Source organism: Variovorax sp. J22G73 (assembly GCF_030317035.1).
Lineage (GTDB): Bacteria > Pseudomonadota > Gammaproteobacteria > Burkholderiales > Burkholderiaceae_C > Variovorax.
The window spans coordinates 471660-492713 of the sequence record NZ_JASZYK010000002.1 but is presented as its reverse complement, the minus strand read 5'-3'; the positions used below and the strand labels follow the sequence as shown (position 1 = coordinate 492713).

Genomic DNA, 21054 nt, shown 5'->3' with positions numbered 1-21054 from the left:
TGTTCAGTTGCCGGCGGCGGCGCCCTGCAGGGCCGCCATCCATTGCGCGGCCGTGGCCTCGGGGTCTTCGGCCGCGACCAGCGCGCGCACCACGGCGACGGAGCCGACGCCGGTGGCGAGTACTTCGGGCAGCCGCACGGCATCGATGCCGCCGATGCCCACCTGCGGGTAGCCGCGCAGCAGGCGCGCATAGGCGCCGAGGCGGGCCACGCCCTGCGGCGCGGTCGCCATCTTCTTGAGCGTGGTCGGGTACACCGCACCCATCGCGATGTAGCTCGGGCTCACCCGGTCGGCGCGCACCATCTCGGCATAGCCGTGCGTGCTGACGCCCAGCCGCAGGCCGCTGGCGCGCAACTGCGCCAGCTCGTCGGGCGTGAGCGCGTCGAGGTCTTCCTGCCCGAGGTGGATGCCGTAGGCGCCCGCCGCGATGGCGACGCGCCAGTGGTCGTTGATGAACAGCAGCGCGCCGGTGCCTTGCACCGCCTCGACGGCGGCTTGCACTTCGCGCTCGATGGCCGCGGCGTCGTCGGACTTGAAGCGCAGCTGCACCGTCGGCACGCCGGCGCGCGCCAGGCGGCCGACCCACTGCGCGTCCGGCAGCACCGCGTAGAGGCCGAGACGTTCGGGGCCGGGCGGAAACGCATCGCCGCGCGCGGCCGGTGGGAACGGCCGCATGCCGAAATCTTCCGGCGCGTCGGGCCACAGCGTGGCGTCGAAGTGGCCCAGGCGTTGCGTTTGCGCGCGCCAGGCCAGGGCCAGGCATTCGGCGTCGATCTCGATGAAGCCGAGCGCGGCGCATGCGCGCTTGGCGCCGCGGTAGACCGGGTCGTCCGAGGAAAACACCGGCGCGCTGACTGGCGCGGAAGTGAAGGCGCCGAAGCGCAGCCCGTGCGCCGCGACGATGGCCTGGACGACCTCGCGGGCGTCGAGCGGGATGGGTGCGGCGCTCATGGTGCGTGGTGCCAGAAGGGCGTGCCGAGCACGGGCGTGCTGGGCTGCGCGGCGTCCTGCGCGGCCATGGCGCCGGCACGGTGGGCGGCACGGCCGGCCTGCACCGCGTCGGCGAAGGCGCCGGCCATCGCGACCGGGTCTTGCGCCAGCGCCACGGCGGTGTTGAGCAGCACGCCGTCGTAGCCCCACTCCATCACCTGGCAGGCATGCGACGGCAGCCCCAGGCCCGCGTCGACGAGCATCGGCACCTTGAGCCGGTCGCGCAGCACCTGCAGCGCGTAGGGGTTGATCGGGCCGCGCCCGGTGCCGATGGGCGCGGCCCACGGCATCACGGCCTGGCAGCCGATGTCGACCAGCCGCTGGCACAGCACCAGGTCTTCAGTGCAATAGGGCAGCACCTTGAAGCCGTCGCGAATCAGCTGCGAGGCGGCATCGACCAGGTTCAGCGTGTCGGGCTGCAGCGTGTAGTCGTCGCCGATGAGCTCGAGCTTGATCCAGGGCGTGTCGAACAGCTCGCGCGCCATCTGCGCGGTGGCGACCACCTCCTGCACGCTGTGGCAGCCGGCGGTGTTCGGCAGCACCGGCACGTCGAGCTTGTGCAGAAGCTCCCAGAAGCCGTTGCCGAGCTCGCTGTTGCCCGAACCCTGGCTGGCCGTCTGGCGTCGCAGCGAGGCGGTCAGCATCGCGGGTTTCGCGCGCTTCACGGCGGCTTCGAGCAGGTCGGGCGAGGGGTAGCGCGCGGTGCCGAGCAGCAGGCGGCTTTGAAAGGTCTCGCCGTAAAGCACAAGCGGGTCGTTCGTTGTCATGGGTGTCGTCTCCATCATTCAGCCGCCCGTCACGGGGCGGATCACTTCGATGCGGTCGTCGGGCTGCAGCGCGCGCGCGGCGTAGGCCGAGCGCGGCACGAACTCGCGGTTCACCGCCACCGCGAAAGGCGGCGTGGCGTCCAGCGCCGCCAGGGCGTCGGTCAGCAGCGCGTTGTCGGGCAGCGCGTAGGGCTTGTCGTTGATCAGGATGTTCATCGTCATGTGAGGTCGGCCGTCATGCCGAAGCCTTGGGCGAGGGACGAGCGGCCCTGCGTGAGCAGCTCCATCGCCACGTCGAGCATGGCGGGCGCGATCATGAAACCGTGGCGGTACAGGCCGTTGATCTGCAGCACGCGCGGCTGCGGCTGGCGAATGGCGGGCAGGTTGTCGGGCAGCGTCGGGCGGCATTGCGTCGCGATTTCCACGATGCGCGCCTCGGCGAAACCGCTGTGCACGGCGTAGGCCGCGCTCAGCAGCTCGAGCGTGGAGCGCACGCTGGCGCTGGACATGTCGTCCGACTCGATCTCGGTCGCGCCGATGACGAACAGGCCGTCGGGCTTGGGCGCGATGTACAGCGGATAGCGCGGGTGCACCAGCCGGGTGGGGCGCTTCAGGCTCACCTCGGGCGCGTGCACGCGAATGACTTCGCCACGCACGCCGCGCAGCGCGTTCCACTGGGGCTTGGCACCCAGGCCGCGGCAGTCGACCAGCCAGTCGGGCTGGCCCGGCGTGCCCGGCGCGAAGTCCGACGGGGCGCGCGGCGACTGCCAGTGCAGGGTGACGCGCGGGTCGGCTTGCAGCGTGGCGAGCAACGAGGCGAGCAGCGCGCGGTTATCAAGCTGGCCTTCACCCGGCAAGAAGAGTCCTTGCGCGAAGCGCTGGCCCAGCGAGGGCTCCAGCGCGGCGATGGCGGGGCCGTCGAGCGTCTGCATGGGCGCGAGCTCGGGCACCTGCGTGCCGGTGGTCGCGAGCACGCGGGCCAGGCGGGTGGCTTCGGCGGCGTCCTGCCGGTGCCAGAGCACCAGCGTGCCTTCGCGCTGGAAGAACACGGGCTGCGCCAGCGGCGCGAGCAGCTCGGGCCAGCGCGACAGCGCGTGCTGCCCCATGCGAACGACCGACGTGGGCGCCACCGCCGATTCGGCCAGCGGCGCGAGCATGGCGGCGGCCACGCGCGCGGCCGCGCCTTCGGCCTGCGGGCTGCCAGCTTCGAACAGGTCGACCTTGCAGCCCGCTCGCGCGAGCGTGACCGCGAGCAGCCGGCCCATGAGGCCCGCGCCGAGGATGGCGGCCGATTGAAAAGGCAACGTCATGGTGTTGCTCCTTCCCCCTTTGGGGGAAGGCTGGGATGGGGGCAGGCAGAGCGCCCGAGGGAGACGCCGCTTGCCCCCACCCCAACCCTCCCCCAGCGGGGGAGGGAGCGAGAGAGCAGAAACAGTCGCCGATAATTTTCAACATGACCCAAGCACCCACCCAGCGCTACGCACGCGTGCTCTCCATCGCCGGCTCCGACAGCGGCGGCGGCGCCGGCATCCAGGCCGACCTCAAGACCTTCGCGGCCCTCGGCTGCTACGGCATGACCGCCATCACTGCGCTCACCGCGCAGAACACGCTGGGCGTCTCGGGCATCCACGGGGTGCCGGCCGAATTCCTCAAGGCACAGATCCAGGCCGTGGTCGAAGACATCGGCGTCGACGCCGTCAAGCTCGGCATGCTGCACGCGCCCGAGGTGGTCGAGGTGGTGGCCTGGGCCATCGACCGCTACCAGCTGAAGAACGTGGTGCTCGACCCCGTCATGGTCGCCACCAGCGGCGACCGCTTGATTGCCGCCGACACGGTGCAGGTGCTGGTGCGCGAACTGTTCCCGCGCGCGCTGGTCGTCACGCCCAACCTCGACGAAGCGGCCCTGCTGATCGGCCACGCCATCGACGGCATCGACGCGCTCGACGCCGCGGCCGACGAACTGCTGGCGCTCGGCGCGAAGGGCGTGCTGCTCAAGGGCGGCCACCTGCCGGGCGACGACGTGGTCGATGTGCTGCTGCAGGCCGGCGGCGACAGAAAGCGGCTGGCGTCGAAGCGCATCGCCAGCCGCAACCTGCACGGCACGGGCTGCACGCTGTCGTCGGCCATCGCCGCGCACCTGGCGCTGGGAGAAACGCTGCCCGACGCCGTTGCGCAGGCGCGCGCGTACATCCTCGGCGCCATGGCGGCCGGTGCGGGCGTGCAGGTCGGTGCCGGCCATGGCCCGCTCAACCACGGCTTCGCGCCAGTGCCGACGCGCCGCCTGCCGCTGTAGCCACTGTCGCCGCCGGCTTGGGCCGGCTGAGCCAGGCCAGCACGAAGGTCGCGGCCAGCGTGGGCAGCGCCGAGCCAAACTGCGGCGCCCACTTGGCGAGAGCGTGGTAGGCGGCGATGCCCGCGATCCAGATCAGCGCCGCCGCCACGTCCACCTTGCGCGGCGACGCCAGCGACACCGACCGGCCGCTGCCCAGGCGCCCGATGATCACGCCGTACAGCGGCACGAACACCGAGCTCAACATCAGCAGGAAGGGCTCCAGCGTGTGCATCGGCAGCACCAGCGCCAGCGCGATGCACAGTGCCGCCAGCAGCAGGCCCCAGCGCTTCACGCTCCAGCGCGGCAGCAGGCTGTGCGTGGACACCGAGCCCGAGTACACATCGCCGTACGCGTTGTCGAGCTCGTCGATCAGGATCAGGCCCAGCGCCACCAGCCCGCCCTGCGCCAACAGCAGGGCCATGACCAGCTCCGTGCCCGGCTCGGCCACGCTCACCACCATCACGCCCAGCGCGTAGCACCACACGTTGGCCAACGCATAGCCGATCCACGTGCCGCTGAAGGCGCTGCCCAGGCCGCCTTTGCCTGCTGCGTTGCGCTTGCCATGCCGCGCGTAGTCGGCCACCAGCGGCAGCCACGAGACGGGCATGGCGATGACCAGGTCGAGCGCGCCGAACATGCCCATGCTGCCGTCGCCCGGCCGTGCCCAGAAGGCGTCCAGCCCCTTGGCCTGCAGCCGCGTGGCGAACTGCCAGCTGAGCCACAGCAGCGACAGCACCACCAGCGGCAGGCCGAAGCGGCTCACGAAGCGGCGCACCAGCTTCACCATCGAGCCCGCGAGCAGCGCCAGCAGCACCGCGCCCCACAGCAGCGTCGTCAGCACGCCGCCCCAGGTGGTGGCGATGGCGGCGCCGAACACCGACTGGCCGATGGCCTGCGTGCCCTCGCGCATGACCACCAGCTCGAAGGTGGTCCAGCCCACCAGCTGCACGATGTTCAAAAGCACCGGCAGCCGCGCGAAGGCGCTGCCGTAGGTGGCGTGCATCAGCCCGGCGCTGGCCAGTCCGCTTTCGCAGCCCAGGCGCGCTGTCCAGGCCAGCAGTCCGGCGCCCAGGCAGGAGCCCAGCACGATGGCGATGGCCGCGTCGCGCGTGCCCACCGCCGGCACCAGGTACGCGCCGATCTGCATCACCAGCAGGCCCACGCCCAGGCTGAACCAGAGCGAGGCGTGGTCGTGCCAGCCGAACACGCGCTGCGACGCGGGCAGGGGTGTCAGTGCCTCGTTGTTGTTGCGGTTGTCGTCGAATGCCATCCGTTTGCTCCAGTGCAAAGGTTTGGCAGGTGGGCGGGGCCCGGGTGGCGCGGCCGTCACGCGTTGGAAAAACACGAGAGAGCGAGAGAGGTCACCGGACCAGCTTCCCTGCGCGAGGATTACCTCAATCAGGTTCAAAGGGACTTTCTCAGCCGGACCGCAAGCAGCCCAGCACCCCTAGCAAGTGCGCCGTGGTGAACCTCGGCGCAGGGCGGAGTTTATCCGCTGCGCTGAGCCCGCAACGCCGGGCGTGGCATTTCGGGGGCGTACAAACCCGGCCGCGCCCAGCCGCGCCCGCCGAACCATTCCTTACAAACTGCAAGCAGAATCCCCCGAGGGAAGAAAAAGAACGAGGGCGCGCGCCACGCCGCGCGCGAAGAGGAGCCAGGGCCCGTATGCCAGACGATTTCACACGCACCCGCATGCGCCGCTTCCGTGTCGACGTCGGCACCATCATCTGCGCCGTCGCGCTGGTGCAGTCGCTGCTGCTGGTGGCGCTGGGGTACTGGGCGGTCGAGCGGCTGGTGTCGAAGGTGGGCTCGGCCGCGCACAAGATCAACCACGACCGCGTGGAAGACAACGTGCTCGCGTTTCTCGCGAAGACCGAGGCGGTGATGCGCTCCATCGGCGATTCGCCCAGCCTGCATGCGGCCGGGGAATACGGCGAGCAGACCGCCGAAATGCTCTGGACGCTGCTGGAGCAGACCCCCGAGCTCGACAGCCTCAACGTGGCCACCGACGACGGCCACCTGGTCTCGGCCATGCGCTACCCGGCGCCGGCCCTTCGCCAGGTGCTGCGCGGCCCGGCCTTCAGCACCGAGACCTGGCAATACAAGCGCTCGCCCGATTCCCAAGGCGGCGACGCCAGGCAGCGTTTTGCCACCACCCACATCGCCGCCTACCGCAGCGACTACGACCCCACGCAACGCACCTGGTTCGTGGACGCCCTGAAGGCCAAGGGCCCGACATGGACGGCGCCCTTTCTCTCGGCCGCCGCGCAGGAACTGGCGATCAGCCATGCATTGCCCGCCGGCCGCCTCGACGACGAGGGCCGCACGCAGCACATGGTGGTGGCCGCGAACGTGTCGCTCGGCCACCTGTCGAAGCTGGTGCGCGTGTTCGGTGAACTGGGCCACGGCGAAAGCGCTTTGCTGAGCGCCGACCACCACGTGCTCGCGCGCAGCGACCAGCCCCATGTGGTGCGCCAGCTGGAGTCGCCCGACACCGACGACGGCGTGCTCGGCGCGCTGCATGCCCACATGCTGGCGGCCGGCACGGCGGGCGGCACAGCTGGCGGCGTGGACGACATGGCCTTTTCCATCGAGCACCAGGGCCGGCGCTACCTGGTGCAGACCTCGCACATTCCGTCGACCAGGTGGCAACTGGTGAGCTGGGAGAGCGAAGACCTGCTGCTGGGCGACCTGCAGCGCACGGTGCTGTGGGCGCTGCTGCTCACGTTCGCGTTCCTGGCGGTGGCGCTGTTCATTTCGCTTCGGCTGTCGAAGCTGGTCACGCGGCCCATCGAGAACCTGTCGCGCGTGGCGCGGCGCATCGGCCGGCTGGAGCTCGACAACCTGCCGCTGGAGGCCAGCCGCGTGCTGGAGATACAGCACCTCAACCAGGCGCTGGACGAGTCGGCGCGCAGCCTGAAGGCCTTCAGCAAGTTCGTGCCGGTGGACATCATCAAGCAGCTTGTCGCAGAAGGCCAGGCGCTGGCGCCCAGCGGCGCGCCGCGCCGCATCACGGCCATGTTCACGGACGTGGAAGGCTTCACGTCCATCTCGGAGTCGCTCGATGCCGACGTGCTGGTGAAGCAACTCACCGAATACTTCAACCTGGCCGCGCGCATCTTCGCGCGACACGGCGGCGTGGTCGACAAGTACATGGGCGACGGCATCATGGTGCTGTGGGGCGCGCCGGCCGACCTGGAAGACGCGGAGTACCGCGCCTGCGTCGCGGCGCTGGAGCTGCATGCTGAAATGAACCAGCTCAACGCCAGCTGGCGCAGCCAGGGCCTGCGCGAGTTCCGCACGCGCATCGGCATCCACACCGGGCTGGTCATCGCGGGCGTGCTGGGCTCGAGCGACCGGCTTTCGTACACCGCGGTGGGCGACGTGATCAACGTGGCGAGCCGCATCGAGGGCGCCAACAAGGACCTGGGCACGCGCACGCTGATTTCCGAAACCACCTTCGCGGCGCTCGGCGGGCGCGTGGCCGCGCGCCGCATCGAGGAGATGATCGAGCTGCGCGGCCGCCAGACGCGCATGGTGCTCTACGAGCTGCTAGAGATCGAGCACCAGTCGCGCTGACCGTGCCCGCGAGCAGCAGGGCAGGAACTGGTCGTTGGCCGCCTGCTCGGCCGGGGTCAGGTAGAGGTCGTTGTGCGCGACTTCGCCCGCGAGCACGCGCGTGAGGCAGGTGCCGCACACCCCTTGCGCGCACGACACCGGAATGTCGATGCCTTCGGCCGCGAGCGCTTCCACCACGCTGAGCGCTTGCGGCACGCGCACGACGCGCCCCGAGCTGCGCAGCTCGACCTCGAAGCTGCCTTGCGCGTCGTCTACCGGCAGCGCGCCGCCGAAGTACTCGAAGTGCACCTGCGCATCGGGCCAATGCAGGTCGCGTGCGGTGGCGCGCACCGCGTCCAGGAAGCCTTGCGGCCCGCACACGTACAGGTGCCTGCCGCGCGCCGGCTGGCCGATGGTCGCGGCCAGGTCCATGCGCTGCGCGGCCGGGCCGTCGTCGTGGTGGAAGAACACGCGGTGGGCGAACGCGCTGGCCTCGAGCCGCCGCCGGTAGGGCGCGCGCGCGGCGGTGCGGCTGCAGCAGTGCAGGGCGAAGTCGGCCTGCAGCGCGGCCAGGCGCTGTGCCATCGACAGCAGCGGCGTCACGCCGATGCCGCCGGCCAGCAGCAGGCTGTGCGTAGCGCTTTCGTCGAGCGGAAAGTGGTTGCGCGGCGCGCTGATGCGCAGCACCTCGCCCTCGTGCACCGCGTCGTGAAGCGCGAGCGAGCCGCCGCGCGAGCGCGCGTCGCGCAGCACGCCGATTTCGTAGTGGGTGTCTTGAGCGTCTTGCGCCTCGTGTGCCGGCTCGTTGCACAGCGAGTACTGGCGCACCAGCCCACCCGGCAGCACGACGTCGATGTGCGCGCCCGGCGCAAAGGCCGGCAGCCGCGCGCCATCGACCGCCACCAGCCGAAAGCCCGCCACGCCTTCGGCCTCGTGCGTCTTGCGCGCCACCCGCACGGCGATGGCTGCGGCGGCTGCCCCGCTCATTCGCGCACGAGGAAGTTGCCGGCCTCGAAGTGCACGGGGGGCGCCGCGGGGTCGAAGCTCACGCCGGCCGGGTCGCTGCCTTCGCGCAGCGCATCGAGCTGGCGCTGCAGCAGCCGGCGCAGCATGACGATGCCGCGGTCCGACGAGGCCAGGTGCTCTTCCGAATGGGCGGTGATCGCGCCCTGGCTCACCTGCGCCTCGTAGTCGCCCGGGAACGCGCGGTGCTCGGCCTCGCTCAGTTCTTCCCACAGCTTGCCGTTCAGCCGCGAGCGCACGCGCGCCAGGTCGCCGGGGTTCTTCACCCGGCCCACGGTGTAGATGCGAAAGCTGTGGTCGTCGATGGGCAGCACCCAGCCGATGGATTCCACCCGCCCGTAGGCTGCCACGCGCGGGTTGGGCACCACGCGCAGCGTGGGCAGCACGGGGCCGGCGACGCGGCGGAAGACGGTGCCGTCTTCCAGCTTGCGCAGCGAGGTGATCGTGACGCCGTTCTCGGTGCTCTCGAAGCTCACGTCGGGCATCTGGCCCATGAGCGCCACGAACTGCGTGCCGCTGAAGCTGCCGTGCAGCACCGGCACGTGGAAGGGGTCGGCCACGTTCTCGTAGTGCTGCAGCCAGTTGCACGGAATGACCTGCGGCCCGCCGCCGCCGATGCTGTTGCCGTCGGCCTCCAGCGTCTCGCCTTCGTCCATGGTCTCCAGGCAGTCGTAGCGCGGCAGCACCGGCTTCTTCTCGGCCGGGCCCAGGTAGGCCCACACCAGGCCGTACTGCTCCTGCACCGGGTACCAGGGCTGGCGCACGCGACCCCGGCCGCGTGCGCCGCCATCGGGCTCGCACGGCTGGTCGACGCAGTGGCCCTGCACGTCGAACATCCAGCCGTGGTAGCAGCAGCGGATGCCTTCTTCTTCCACGCGCCCGTAGTAGAGCGAAGCGCCGCGGTGCGCGCAGCGCCAGTGCACCAGGCCCGGCCGGCCGGCCTTGTCGCGGAACAGGATCAGGTCTTCGCCCAGCACGCGCACCTGGCGCGGCGTGTCGGTGGCGTCGGCGGCCAGGCCGATGGGGTGCCAGTAGCGGCGCAGCAGCTCGCCCATGGGCGTGCCCGCGCCGACCTCGGTCAGCTCGGGTTTGTGGCTCGGCGGCTTGCGGCCGTAGGCGGTGCCGGTGTCGAAGGCGATGGGTTGCCATTCGCTGGCGGCGGTGGACGCATGGGGCGGTACGACGGCGCTCATTCGGGGGTGACTCCTGCGGCCTTGATCAGGTCCGCGACGCGGGGAAAGTCGGCCTTGTAGTTGGCCCGGAACTCGGCGGGCGTGCTGCCCAGGGGCTCGAAGCCGAAGCCCGCCAGGCGCTCCTGGACGTCGGGCATCTTCGTGATCTCGCGCAGCGCGGTGGACCATTCGTCGAGCACGGGCTGCGGCGTTTTCGCGGGCGCGTACACCCCGATCCAGCTGTCGAGGTCGAAGCCCGCAAAGCCCTGCTCGGTGAAGGTGGGCACGTTGGGCATCGAGCGCACGCGCTGGCGGCCGGTGATGCCCAGCACCTTGATGCGGCCCGACTGCGCCAGCGCCCGCGCCGTGGCGGGGTTGGCCCAGGCCACGCCCAGCGCTTCGCCGAACATGTCGTTGTGCGCCGCGGCCTCGGCCTTGTAGGGCACGTGCACCAGGTCGATGCCGCCCTGGCGCGCCAGCAGTTCGCCGAACAGGTGCGCGTTGGAGCCGTTGCCCCAGGTGCCGTACGAAACGCCCGGGTGCGCCTTGGCGTAGGCCACGAACTCGCGCACGTTCGAGAACGGCGCCGAGGCCCGCGCGATCAGCATCGGCCCGCCGGTGGCCAGTTGCGATAGCGGCTCGAAATCTTTCACCGGGTCGTACGGCAGACGGGGCTGCAGCACCACGTTGTTGATGTGCGTGAGCGGCAGCGTGAGCAGCACGGTGTAGCCGTCGGGCTGCGCCTTGGCGACGGTGTCGGCGGCAATGGTGCCGCTCGCGCCGGGCTTGGCCTCGACGATCACCGGCTGGTTCCATCGCGTCTTGAGCTTCTCGGCGTAGATGCGCGCAATGACGTCCATCGGCCCGCCGGGCGAGCCGAAAGGCACGATGCGCACCACGCGGCTCGGGAAGTGCGCGGGCTGCGCGAAGGCGGGGCCGGCGGCCAGCGCGGCAAGGCCGGCACCGACGATGCCGAGCACGTGGCGGCGCGAGGTGTTGGTCGAGGTGCTGGGTGAGGTGTTGGGCGAGAGGTTGCGCGTGAGGTCGCGCATGGCCCCCTCGTGCGGCGAGGGTCTGAACCGATTCATCGTGTCTCCAGTCGTGTTGTACTTGTGCGCTCGACGATACGTACAGCCCGCCCCACGGGCAATTCGAAGCTTTGGATATGAGATATGGCCCAACGTGATATCCGCAGCCTCGACGTCGGCATGCTGCGCACCTTCGATGCCCTGATGCGCGAGCGCAGCGTGTCGCGCGCGGCCACGCGGCTCTTCCTGAGCCAGCCGGCGGTGAGCGCGTCGCTCAACCGCCTGCGCGAAACCTTCGACGACCCGCTGTTCACCCGCACCGCGCACGGCGTGGAGCCCACGGCGCGCGCGCAGGCGCTGGCCGGGCAGGTGGAGCGCGTGCTGGCCGACCTGTCGGCCATGCTGGAGCCGGGCGAAGGCTTCGACCCGGCGGCGTCGCAGCGCATCTTTCGCATCTCGGGTGGGGACTACGCCAGCCACCTGCTGCTGCCCACGCTCGCCAACGAGCTGGTGGCGTGCGGCTCGCGCGTGCGCATCTACTGGGAGACCAGCTCGTTCCTCACGCTGACCGAGCGCCTGCGCAAGGGCGACTTCGACATTGCCGTGCTGCCGCGCCTGCAGCCGCCGAGCGACTGCGAATCCGCGCTGCTGTACGAAGACCGCTACGTGGTCGCCGTGCGGCGCGGCCACCCGACGATGGCGCAGGCTGCGACGCTGGCCGCCTTCTGCGCCGCGCCGCATGTGTTCCTGGGCTACGGCAGTTCGGCGCTGGACGATCTCATCGACCAGGTGCTGGCGCGGCTGGGGCACACGCGCACCATGAGCGTGGCCATGACCAGCTTCGGGCAGATCGTCGACCTGCTGGCGCAGACCGACCATGTGGCGGTGATGCCGCTGCGCGTGGCCGACCGTTTTCGCGACGTGCTCGCGGTGCACCCGCTGCCGTTCGAGCTGCAGGGCTACCGCTCGGTGGTGTGCTGGAACCGGCGCGCCAACTCCGACCAGGGCGTGCTGTGGCTGAAGGACGCGCTGCTGCGCATCGGGCGCGGCGCGGACGCCATCGGCGCTGGCGCCCCTACTGACGCAGCCGCTGTCGCGGGGGACCTCAGCCGGGCCTGACGCGGCGCGCGAACGCCTCCAGCCCGTCGATGGTCATCTGCACGTGGCGCTCGAAGCTGCTGTCCAGCGGCACGGTGCTGCCGTTGTCCCAGCGCAGGATGAAGGCCTTGTTGGCCAGCAGCGGCAGGTTGCGCGTGAGCACCGGGTGGTCGAGCGGGCGAATGGTGTGCACGCGCTCGCGCAGCTCTTCGGCCCAGGCCTGCGTGTTGTCGGCGGGCAGGGGCGAGAACTCCATCGTCAGGAAGCCCAGCATGGCCGCGATCACGCAGTTGTAGGCCTCCAGCAGGGGCTCGCCTTCAAAGCCGGCTTCGGTCAACGCAGCCAGCACGCCCTCGACCAGCTCGATCGGCAGGCTGCCGTTGGACACCAGTTGCGCGCCCAGCAGCTGCGCCACGTTCGGGTGCTGGCGTACGGCGGCGCGGCAGCGGCGGAACAGCTCGGCGATCCACGCCTGCCACGCCAGCTTCCCGGAGGGTGGCGCCACCTGCGCCATGACGGTGGCGGCCACCTCGGCCAGCAGCGCCTCGCGCGTGCTTACGTGCCAGTGCACCGTGGCCGGGTACACCTCGAGCCGGGCCGCGAGCTCGCGCATGCTGAAGGCGCCGAGGCCGAGTTCGTCGATCTGCGCGAGCGCGGCTTCGGCGATGCGCTGCTTGGTCAGCGCGGCGCCGCCGGCGGGGCGGCCCGCGGTCTTGGGCGGGGCTTTCTTCTTGGCGGGGGTGGGCATCGGCTGCATTGTGCGGCAGCTGAATTGGCTGTATAAATAATATTAATTGAGCATCGATCAATTTAAACGTTGATCGATGGACTGTGCGAGCTTGCTTGTATCGACTTGCCTGCATCAACTTTGCCCGGAGCCCATTTGCCATGACCCATGCCGCCATCGACCAGGCCCTGGCCGAAGCCCACCAGCGCTTCGCCGACAGCAACCCGGCCAGCCGCCGCCAGTTCGACGAGCAGGCGCGCTACATGCCCGGCGCCAACAGCCGCTCGGTGCTGTTCTACGCCCCGTTCCCGCTGACCATCGCCAAGGGGGAGGGCGCCACGCTGTGGGACGCCGACGGCCACCGCTACGCCGACTTCATCGCCGAGTACACGGCCGGCGTCTACGGCCACTCGGCGCCCGAGATCCGCGACGCCGTCGTCGAGGCCATGAAGAGCGGCATCAACCTCACGGGCCACAACCTGCTCGAAGGCCGGCTGGCCCGGCTCATCTGCGAGCGGTTTTCGCAGATCGAGCAACTGCGCTTCACCAACTCGGGCACCGAGGCCAACCTGATGGCGCTCACGGCAGCGCTGCACTTCACGGGGCGCCGCAAGATCGTGGTGTTCGCCGGCGGCTACCACGGCGGCGTGCTGGGCTTCGGCGCCAAGCCGCTGCCGACGACCGTGCCGTTCGACTTCGTGGTGCTGCCCTACAACGACGCGCAGGCGGCGCGCGAGCAGATCGTCCACCTCGGCGCCGAGGTGGCGGCCGTGCTGGTCGAGCCGATGCAGGGCGCCAGCGGCTGCATTCCGGGCCGGCCCGAGTTCCTGCAGGCGCTGCGCGAATCGGCCACGCGCGTGGGGGCGCTGCTGGTGTTCGACGAGGTCATGACCTCGCGCCTGGCGCCGCACGGGCTGGCCAACCAGCTGGGCATTCGCTCGGACCTGACCACGCTGGGCAAGTACATCGGCGGCGGCATGTCCTTCGGGGCGTTCGGTGGACGCGCGGACGTGATGGCGCTGTTCGACCCGCGCACCGGGCCTTTGGCGCACTCAGGCACCTTCAACAACAACGTGATGACGATGGCGGCCGGCTACGCGGGGCTCACCCAGCTGTTTCCGCCTGAGGCTGCCGGGGCGCTGGCCGCGCGCGGCGAGTCGATGCGCGCGCGGCTGAATGCGCTGTGCGAAGAGAAGGGCGTGGCGCTGCAGTTCACCGGCCTGGGCTCGTTGATGAACGCGCATTTCGTGAAAGGCGACGTGGTGCGTTCGGAAGACCTGGCCGGGGTGGACGGGCGGCTGCGCCAGCTGCTGTTCTTCCACCTGCTGGCGCAGGGCATCTATGCCTCGCCGCGCGGGTTCGTGGTGCTGTCGCTGCCGGTGACCGATGCGGACATCGACCGCTTCGTCGCCGCCATCGCCGGCTTCATCGACGTCTACGGGGCCTTGTTGCCCCGCGCCTGACGCGGCTCAGCGTTGGCTGGTGACGCCCAGCAGCTCGTGCAGCCGCGTGCTGGTGGTCGTGTACTGCAGCGGCACGGCCTTGCCAGGGAACACGATGGCCGTGGCGCCCCAGGCGGCCAGCGTGGCCTCGTGGAAGCCGCAGACGATGAGCTTCTTCTTGCCCGGGTAGGTGTTGATGTCGCCCACCGCGAACACGCCGCGCTCGCGGGTTTCGTACTTCTCGGTGTCCACCGGCACCTGCTTGCGCTCCAGTTCCAGGCCCCAGTCGGCGATGGGGCCGAGGCGCGGCGAGATGCCCAGGCAGGCCACCAGCGCGTCCAGCGGCAGCTCGAGCGTGGTGGCATCGGGCGTGGTGATCTGCAATTGCTTGCCGTCGAAGGCGCTGGGCTGGCCCACCCGAAACGCCAGCTTGCCCTCGGCCACCAGCGCCCGCATGGCGGCGACCGTGGCTTCGGCGGCCTGGAAGCCGTCGCGGCGATGCACCAGGGTGACCTGCTTCGCAAGGGCGGTGAGCGCAATGGCCGTTTCCAGCGCAACGTCGTCGCCGCCGTTCACCACCACCGTCTGCCCCGCGAAACGGTCCAGCGATTCGGGGTGATAGAAAAGCGAGGTGCCCTCGAAGCGGGCGATGTCGTCCAGCACGATGCGCTTGGGCACGAAGGCCCCGACACCGGCGGCGATGAACACGGTCTTGGCCAGGAAGGCCTTGCCGGCCGAGGTGGTCAGCAGCAGCCGCTGGTCGGCCTGGCGCTCCAGCGTGGCGACCTGTTCGCCGAAGTGGAACTGCGGCTTGAACGGCGCCACCTGCTCCAGCAGCGACTGCGCCAGCGCGCGCCCGCTGGTCATGGGCGTGCCGGGAATGTCGTAGATCGGCTTGTCGCCATACAGCGCCACGCACTGGCCGCCGGCGGCGGGCAGTGCATCGACGATGTGGCAGGAAATTTCGAGCAGGCCCAGCTGAAAGGCCTGGAACAGCCCCACGGGGCCGGCACCGACGATCAGCGCGTCGGTTTCGATGGGGGCGGTTGCCGTGCTCAGCGCACCAGCTCCCCGATCTTGTCGGTCTTGTCCTTCCACTCTTCGTGGTCGGGCAGCGCGGGCTTGCGCTTGGTGATGCTCTTCCAGCCGTCGGCCAGGGCCAGTTCGGCGTTGAGCTTGATGAAGGCGATCTGGTTGGCCGGCAGGTCTTCTTCGGCGTAGATCGCGTTGACCGGGCATTCGGGGATGCAGACCGCGCAGTCGATGCATTCGTCCGGGTCGATCACCAGCATGTTGGGACCTTCGCGGAAGCAGTCGACGGGGCAAACGTCCACGCAGTCGGTGTATTTGCAACGGATGCAGGCTTCGGAGACGACGTGGGTCATTTGTCTTTTTACGTCAGAAAGTGGTCGGGGAAAACCCGAGATTTTAGGCCTTTGCGGCGGCGGGCTGCACGAGCACGGCAGCGGCGGTCTTGTGGGAGGCCGTATCGACCAGCACCAGCGAGCCCAATGCACGCGATTGCGTGAAGGGAAGCACCGCCAGCGGCTGCTGCAGCGCCAGCACCACGTCGCCGATGGCGTTGGCCTCCAGCTGGGTGGCCGGCTCCGATTCGAGCGTGGTGATGTTCACCCGGTCGACGATGCGCGCCACCTTGGCCTTGACCCAGCGATGCCCCTGCAGCGCCCAGTACACGCGGCCCGCGACCAGCGGCTCGTCGTCCAGCCAGGCCACGGTGGCGGTAATTTCGCGCACCGGCTCGAAAGCCTCGGGCGCCAGCAGCCAGTCGCCGCGCGACACGTCGACCTCGCGGTCGAGCACGATGCCGGCGCTGTGGCCCGCATGCACCGCCTGCGGGTGGCGCGTGTGGTTCAGCACCTGGGCCACGGTGGCGGTCTGGTTGCTCGGCAGCACGGTCACGCGCTGGCCCGGTTCCACATGGCCCGAGGCCACGCGGCCCCAGAACACGCGGCGGCCCTGCGAGGTGTCGGCGGAAGAAGAAAACTTCTCGACCCACTGCACCGGGAACGCAAAGGGCACGGCCTCGTCCTGCGCGGTGACCGGCAGGTCTTCGAGCAGTTCGAGCAGGCTGGGGCCTTCGTAGCCGACCCAGTCGGCATGGCGCGTGGCCACGTTCCAGCCCTTCAGGGCCGAGATCGGGACGATGGCCGCCACCTGCACGCCGGCCGCTTCGGCAAAGGCGTTCAGCGCGGTCGAGATGCGTTCGAAGGCCAGGCCGGCATCGGCGATGGCGTCGAGCTTGTTCACCGCGAACACGATCGATTGCACGCGCAGCAGGTGGCACAGCAGCGTGTGGCGGCGGGTTTGCGGCAGCAGCTCGCGCTTGACGACGGTGCCGTCTTCCACCTCGGCGGCCCAGGCCAGCTTGGTGGCATCGACCAGCACCACGGCCGCGTCGGCGGCGGAGGCGGCCGTGACCATGTTGCGCGTGTACTGCTCATGGCCCGGCGCGTCGCCGATGATGAACTTGCGCCTGGCGGTCGAGAAGTAGCGGTACGCCACGTCGATGGTGATGCCCTGCTCGCGCTCGGCCGAGAGGCCGTCCGTGAGCAGCGCGAGGTCGGTTTCGCCGCCGCGCTGCACGCCGGCCAGCTGGTCTTGCAGCACCGTCTTGCTGTCCACCAGCAGGCGGCCGATGAGCGTGCTCTTGCCGTCGTCGACCGAGCCGCAGGTGATGAAGCGCAGGGCCGTGCCGGTGTCGCCGTGCACGGCGGAAGCGCTAGCGGCGGAGGTGGCAGCGGCGTTGGAGGTGATCGTGCTCATCAGAAATACCCGTCTTTCTTGCGCTTCTCCATCGAAGCTTCCGAAGTCATGTCGTCCATGCGCGTGGCGCCGCGCTCGCTGACGTCGACCGACAGCGTTTCCAGCACCACGTCGGCGGCGTCGGCCGCCAGGCTGTCCACCGGGCAGGTGGTGGTGATGTCGCCCACGGTGCGAAAGCGCACGTCGCGCACCTGCACCGTCTCGCCGTCGCGCGGCGGGGTCAGCGCGGTCACCGGCACGAGCAGCCCGCGGCGCTCGACCACTTCGCGCTTGTGCGTGTAGTAGATCGACGGCAGGCCCACGTGCTCGCGCTCGATGTACTGCCACACGTCGAGCTCGGTCCAGTTCGAGATCGGGAACACCCGAAAGTGCTCGCCCGGGGCCAGGCGCGTGTTGAACAGCGTCCACAGCTCGGGCCGCTGGTCCTTGGGCTGCCATTGGCCGAAGCTGTCGCGGTGCGAAAAGATGCGCTCCTTGGCGCGCGCCTTTTCCTCGTCGCGGCGGGCGCCGCCGATGAGCGCGTCGAAGCGGAACTCCTCGATGGCTTCGAGCAGCGTGACCGACTGGTGCGCGTTGCGCGACTCGCCCGGGTGGGCCAGGCGCACGGTGCCGCGCTTCATGGAGTCTTCCACGTTGCGCACGATGAGTTCGGCGCCCAGCTCCTTCGCGCGCTGGTCGCGGTAGGCCGTCACTTCAGGAAAGTTGTGGCCCGTGTCGATCATCAGCAGCGGGTAGGGGATGCGGCCCGCGCCGAAGGCCTTTTCCGCGCACTTCAGTAGCACCAGCGAGTCCTTGCCGCCCGAGAACAGCAGCGTCGGGCGCTCGAAGGCAGCCGCCACTTCGCGCAGGATGAAGATGGTTTCTTCTTCCAGCGCATCCAGGTGCGTGTTGGACAGGTGCGCGGGAGCGTGCATGGGCGACTGCAGCAGTTCGGTTTCGGTACGGGCGTTCATCGGGTGGGTTGCTGAGTGCAAGTATTCAGGGGGCAGTAGGTCGTTCGCGAGCCGTCGGTCTCAGTGCGACAGGTGCAGGCCGCACTCGCGGTTGTCTTCGCCCTTGGTCGGGTCCACATAGTCGAAGTTGTTCGGCAGGCCGTGTGCCTCGCAGTATTCGTACAGCTCCTTGGAAGACCAGTGCAGCAGCGGCGCGACCTTGATCAGCCCGTCGGGGTTGACCGAGACCGGGTCCATCTGCGCGCGCACGGCCGTGTCGGTGGCCCGCAGCGCGGTGAACCACACCTTGGGCGCCGTCTCGCGCAGCGCGCGGGCGAAGGGCTCCAGCTTCACTTCTTCGGTGAAGGCGGCGTGGCGCGGATCGTCCAGCGCCGGCGTCGGGCCTTCCACCGCTTCGCGGTGCGCGCGCGAGCGGCGCGGCAGGTAGATGTGCAGGTCCAGGCCGAGCTGCTTCGTCACTTCGTCGGCAAAGCGGTAGGTGGCCTCGGTGTTGTAGCCGTTGTCCATCCACACCACGGGAACGTCCTTTCGGGCGCGCGTGACCATGTGCAGAATCACGGCCTCGAACGGGCGAAAGTTGGTGGTGACGATGGCGCTCTGGCCCAGGCCGATGGCCCAGTCCACCAGGCCCTCGGCGTTGCGGCCGAGCTCGGTGTTGATGCGTGCGAGGTCGAGGCTCATGTCCAGGGTTCCCATGCGCGTTCAGCTGCCGGCCACGAAGTGCGGCGCGGTCTTCACTGCGTCGCCCTGGTAGAAGGCGGCGAAGCGGTCGAACTGGCGCTGTGCGTCGGAGGCGTCCACGCCTTCCTTCAGCACGGCGCTGGAAAAACCGGTGCGCTCCATCTGCACCAGCTGGTCGATCAGCACGTCGCCGGTGGCGCGGATGTCGCCGGTGAAGCCCAGGCGGCGGCGCAGCAGGAAGGCCTGGCTGTAGGCGCGGCCGTCGGTGAACTTCGGAAAGTTCAGGTCGATGCGCTCGATGTCCGCCAGGCACACCTCGATGGCGAGCGGATCGGCGTCGTTGGCCAGTTGCAGCACCTTCGGGTCGCCGTCGTCGATGTGGTCTTCGGCCGCAAGAATGTTCAACGTCTTGTTCATGCCGCTTCCTCCACCTTGAACCGCGCACCGTTGGCCGCGGCCTTGAACGGGTCCGGCCCAACGCGGCGCAGGGTGTCGATGAAGTTCTCGCCGTTTTCACGGGTGTCGCGGTACGTGGTGAGCACGGCCTCGATCACGCCCGGCACTTCGGCCGCCGAGAACGAAGGGCCCACGGCCTTGCCGGCCTGCGAGGCGCCACTGAGCGCCGAACCGTCGGAGCCGCCCAGGGTGACCTGGTACCACTCCTTGCCGTCCTTGTCGACGCCCAGGATGCCGATGTGGCCGCTGTGGTGGTGGCCGCACGAGTTGATGCAGCCGCTGATGTGCAGGTCGATCTCACCGATGTCGTCGAGCTCGTCCAGGTCCTGGTAGCGCTCGGTGATGGCTTCGGCGATGGGAATGGAGCGCGCATTGGCCAGCGCGCAGAAGTCGCCGCCGGGGCAGGCGATCATGTCGGTCAGCAGGTGCACGTTGGCGCTGGCGAAGCCGGCGGCGCGGGCGGCGAGCCACAGGGCGTGCAGGTCTTCGGCGTGCACCCAGGGCAGCACCACGTTCTGGTCGTGCGTCACGCGGGCTTCGCCGGCGGAGAAGCGGTCGGCCAGCTGGGCGAGCGTGTCGAGCTGGTCGGCCGATGCGTCGCCGGGCGCCTGCTTCAGGCGCTTGAACGACAGCGTGACGGCGCGCAGCGCGGGGTTCTTGTGCGGCGCCACGTTGCGCGCCAGCCAGCGCGCGAACTGCACGTCGTCGGCGGCGTGGGCGCGCAGCTCGGCATCGGTCTTCTCGGCGCTCTGCAGCACGCGGGTGGCCAGCGTGGGCGGCACGAAGGAGGCGGCCACGCGGTCGAACTCCTGCTGCGTGATGGTGTGCGGCGCGCCGTCGTGCTCCAGGATCTGCTTGTACTCGGCGTCCACGTCGTCGATGTAGCGCTGGCCTTCGGCCTTCACCAGGATCTTGATGCGCGCTTTGTAGATGTTGTCGCGGCGGCCGTAGCGGTTGTAGACACGAATCACCGCTTCGAGGTAATTCATGATCTGCTGCCACGGCAGGAATTCACGCAGCACCGTGCCCACGATGGGCGTGCGGCCCATGCCGCCGCCCACCTGCACGCGAAAGCCGATTTCTCCGGCCTCGTTCTTCACGATGTGCAGGCCCACGTCGTGCCAGCCGGTGGCCGCGCGGTCTTCGGTGGCGCCGGTGATCGCGATCTTGAACTTGCGCGGCAGGAACGCGAACTCGGGGTGCAGCGTGCTCCACTGGCGCATGATTTCCGCGTATGGGCGCGGATCGGCGATTTCGTCGATGGCCACGCCGGCGCGCTCGTCGCTGGTGATGTTGCGGATGCAGTTGCCGCTGGTCTGGATGCCGTGCATGTCCACCGAGGCCAGCAGGTCCATCACGTCGGCCGACTTGGCCAGCGGAATCCAGTTGAACTGCACGTTCTGGCGCGTCGAGAAGTGCGCGTAGTGCGTGGGCAGCTTCTGGCTGCCGAGCAGGCCCTGCGTCTCGATGGCCTTGCGGTAGACCTCGGCTTCGGGCTCGTCGTACTCGCGGGCGATCCTGGCGAGCACGCGCAGCTGGCGGCTGGAGAGCTCGCCGTAGGGCACGGCCACGCGCAGCATGGGCGCGTAGCGCTGCACATACCAGCCGTTTTGCAGCCGCAACGGGCGGAATTCGTCCTCGTGGAGGCGGCCCTTTTGCCAGCGTTCGAGCTGGTCGCGGAATTGGGCGGCTCGTTGATGAACGAACTGGCGATCGAATTCTGTGTATTGGTACATCGTGCGTGTGTCGTCTTGAGGAAGTGCGGAGCCGGTCGTGAAACGGGGCGCCCCAGCAAGAAGCCGAGATTCTGGAAGCCCGCCTTATGGAAACAAACTATTTTTTGGTTCGCGCTTTATGCGGATTAGCTTATTCACCAGTCCCCATGCGGGTTTCGGGACGGTTTTGTGCTTATTCCGGATAAGGCGGGCGGGCCCGGAAAAGGCTTGCCGGACTGCGAATTCTAGAAAGCTTGCAAAGTCCGCGCTGCTTGCGGCTGTGGAGCACTTGCCAGGTGCTTGGCGGTCAGGCACCGGGTTTTCCGCT

20 protein-coding genes and 1 riboswitch are annotated in these 21054 nt (G+C 69.5%); of the genes, 4 read left to right on the top strand and 16 right to left on the bottom strand.

What is annotated here, in order from left to right; translation table 11 throughout:
- Positions 1-3 precede the first annotated feature (3 nt).
- The 4 genes from QTI51_RS10270 to QTI51_RS10255 are packed head-to-tail and all read right to left on the bottom strand — an operon-like array spanning position 4 to position 3067.
- Complete coding sequence (locus QTI51_RS10270; protein WP_116907461.1) at positions 4-951, bottom strand: thiamine phosphate synthase; 948 nt, start codon at positions 949-951, stop codon at positions 4-6.
- Positions 948-1757, bottom strand: coding sequence for a thiazole synthase (locus QTI51_RS10265; RefSeq protein WP_503011494.1), 810 nt, complete (start codon positions 1755-1757; stop codon positions 948-950). The genes QTI51_RS10270 and QTI51_RS10265 overlap by 4 nt, the downstream gene beginning before the upstream one ends.
- Positions 1758-1775: 18 nt before the next feature.
- Complete coding sequence (thiS, locus tag QTI51_RS10260; protein WP_116907463.1) at positions 1776-1979, bottom strand: sulfur carrier protein ThiS; 204 nt, start codon at positions 1977-1979, stop codon at positions 1776-1778.
- Positions 1976-3067, bottom strand: a complete 1092-nt coding sequence (locus QTI51_RS10255; RefSeq protein WP_116907464.1) for an FAD-dependent oxidoreductase — start codon at positions 3065-3067, stop codon at positions 1976-1978. The genes thiS and QTI51_RS10255 overlap by 4 nt, the downstream gene beginning before the upstream one ends.
- A gap of 143 nt (positions 3068-3210) precedes the next feature.
- Here QTI51_RS10255 and thiD point away from each other — a divergent pair, with 143 nt between their 5' ends.
- The gene (gene thiD, locus QTI51_RS10250) at positions 3211-4050 is read left to right on the top strand and encodes a bifunctional hydroxymethylpyrimidine kinase/phosphomethylpyrimidine kinase (protein WP_116907465.1); all 840 of its coding nucleotides are present in this window, start codon (positions 3211-3213) and stop codon (positions 4048-4050) included.
- On the opposite strand, the gene QTI51_RS10245 is transcribed toward thiD, so the two are convergent.
- A complete protein-coding gene (locus QTI51_RS10245; protein ID WP_116907466.1) occupies positions 4004-5359 on the bottom strand; it encodes a purine-cytosine permease family protein in 1356 nt (451 codons plus the stop codon). The genes thiD and QTI51_RS10245 overlap by 47 nt on opposite strands.
- 88 nt (positions 5360-5447) lie before the next feature.
- Positions 5448-5548: riboswitch (TPP riboswitch) on the bottom strand.
- A gap of 233 nt (positions 5549-5781) precedes the next feature.
- On the opposite strand from QTI51_RS10245, the gene QTI51_RS10240 reads away from it, so the two are divergent.
- On the top strand, positions 5782-7668 hold the full coding sequence (locus tag QTI51_RS10240) for an adenylate/guanylate cyclase domain-containing protein (protein WP_286515870.1): 1887 nt from the start codon (positions 5782-5784) through the stop codon (positions 7666-7668).
- Here QTI51_RS10240 and QTI51_RS10235 read toward each other — a convergent pair.
- From QTI51_RS10235 to QTI51_RS10225, 3 genes are read right to left on the bottom strand one after another with little or no spacing between them, the layout of a single operon-like run.
- On the bottom strand, positions 7642-8634 hold the full coding sequence (locus QTI51_RS10235; RefSeq protein ID WP_116907468.1) for a PDR/VanB family oxidoreductase: 993 nt from the start codon (positions 8632-8634) through the stop codon (positions 7642-7644). The two genes, QTI51_RS10240 and QTI51_RS10235, sit on opposite strands and share 27 nt — an antisense overlap.
- Complete coding sequence (locus QTI51_RS10230) at positions 8631-9863, bottom strand: aromatic ring-hydroxylating dioxygenase subunit alpha (protein ID WP_116907469.1); 1233 nt, start codon at positions 9861-9863, stop codon at positions 8631-8633. Before QTI51_RS10230 ends, QTI51_RS10235 begins: the two co-directional genes overlap by 4 nt.
- Complete coding sequence (locus QTI51_RS10225; RefSeq protein WP_116907470.1) at positions 9860-10930, bottom strand: Bug family tripartite tricarboxylate transporter substrate binding protein; 1071 nt, start codon at positions 10928-10930, stop codon at positions 9860-9862. The genes QTI51_RS10230 and QTI51_RS10225 overlap by 4 nt, the downstream gene beginning before the upstream one ends.
- A gap of 84 nt (positions 10931-11014) precedes the next feature.
- Here QTI51_RS10225 and QTI51_RS10220 point away from each other — a divergent pair, with 84 nt between their 5' ends.
- Complete coding sequence (locus QTI51_RS10220; RefSeq protein ID WP_116907471.1) at positions 11015-11989, top strand: LysR family transcriptional regulator; 975 nt, start codon at positions 11015-11017, stop codon at positions 11987-11989.
- Here the strand turns inward: QTI51_RS10220 and QTI51_RS10215 are convergent.
- Complete coding sequence (locus QTI51_RS10215; RefSeq protein WP_116907852.1) at positions 11976-12716, bottom strand: TetR/AcrR family transcriptional regulator; 741 nt, start codon at positions 12714-12716, stop codon at positions 11976-11978. The two genes, QTI51_RS10220 and QTI51_RS10215, sit on opposite strands and share 14 nt — an antisense overlap.
- A 140-nt stretch (positions 12717-12856) precedes the next feature.
- Here QTI51_RS10215 and QTI51_RS10210 point away from each other — a divergent pair, with 140 nt between their 5' ends.
- Positions 12857-14158, top strand: a complete 1302-nt coding sequence (locus tag QTI51_RS10210; protein ID WP_116907472.1) for an aspartate aminotransferase family protein — start codon at positions 12857-12859, stop codon at positions 14156-14158.
- A 6-nt stretch (positions 14159-14164) separates the two neighbouring features.
- Here QTI51_RS10210 and QTI51_RS10205 read toward each other — a convergent pair whose 3' ends face one another.
- Genes QTI51_RS10205 through QTI51_RS10175 form a run of 7 tightly spaced genes read right to left on the bottom strand, consistent with a single transcriptional unit; the run spans position 14165 to position 20747 of the window.
- Entirely contained in the window at positions 14165-15235 is a 1071-nt protein-coding gene (locus QTI51_RS10205; RefSeq protein ID WP_116907473.1) for an NAD(P)/FAD-dependent oxidoreductase, read from the bottom strand.
- Positions 15193-15522 carry a ferredoxin FdxA gene (gene fdxA / locus QTI51_RS10200; protein ID WP_116907474.1) on the bottom strand — a complete coding sequence of 110 codons (330 nt, stop codon included), beginning with the start codon at positions 15520-15522 and terminating at the stop codon, positions 15193-15195. Before fdxA ends, QTI51_RS10205 begins: the two co-directional genes overlap by 43 nt.
- Before the next feature lie 43 nt (positions 15523-15565).
- Positions 15566-16921: a sulfate adenylyltransferase subunit 1 gene (locus tag QTI51_RS10195; protein WP_116907475.1), complete on the bottom strand. Its 1356-nt coding sequence runs from the start codon at positions 16919-16921 to the stop codon at positions 15566-15568.
- The gene (gene cysD, locus QTI51_RS10190; RefSeq protein ID WP_286515871.1) at positions 16921-17874 is read right to left on the bottom strand and encodes a sulfate adenylyltransferase subunit CysD; all 954 of its coding nucleotides are present in this window, start codon (positions 17872-17874) and stop codon (positions 16921-16923) included. The genes QTI51_RS10195 and cysD overlap by 1 nt, the downstream gene beginning before the upstream one ends.
- Before the next feature lie 60 nt (positions 17875-17934).
- Positions 17935-18555: a phosphoadenosine phosphosulfate reductase domain-containing protein gene (locus QTI51_RS10185; RefSeq protein WP_207786610.1), complete on the bottom strand. Its 621-nt coding sequence runs from the start codon at positions 18553-18555 to the stop codon at positions 17935-17937.
- Between the two features lie 21 nt (positions 18556-18576).
- Positions 18577-18972: a DUF934 domain-containing protein gene (locus QTI51_RS10180; protein ID WP_116907478.1), complete on the bottom strand. Its 396-nt coding sequence runs from the start codon at positions 18970-18972 to the stop codon at positions 18577-18579.
- Positions 18969-20747 (bottom strand): nitrite/sulfite reductase, encoded by a 1779-nt coding sequence (locus tag QTI51_RS10175; protein WP_116907479.1) that lies wholly within the window; start codon positions 20745-20747, stop codon positions 18969-18971. The genes QTI51_RS10180 and QTI51_RS10175 overlap by 4 nt, the downstream gene beginning before the upstream one ends.
- Positions 20748-21054: the final 307 nt, after the last annotated feature.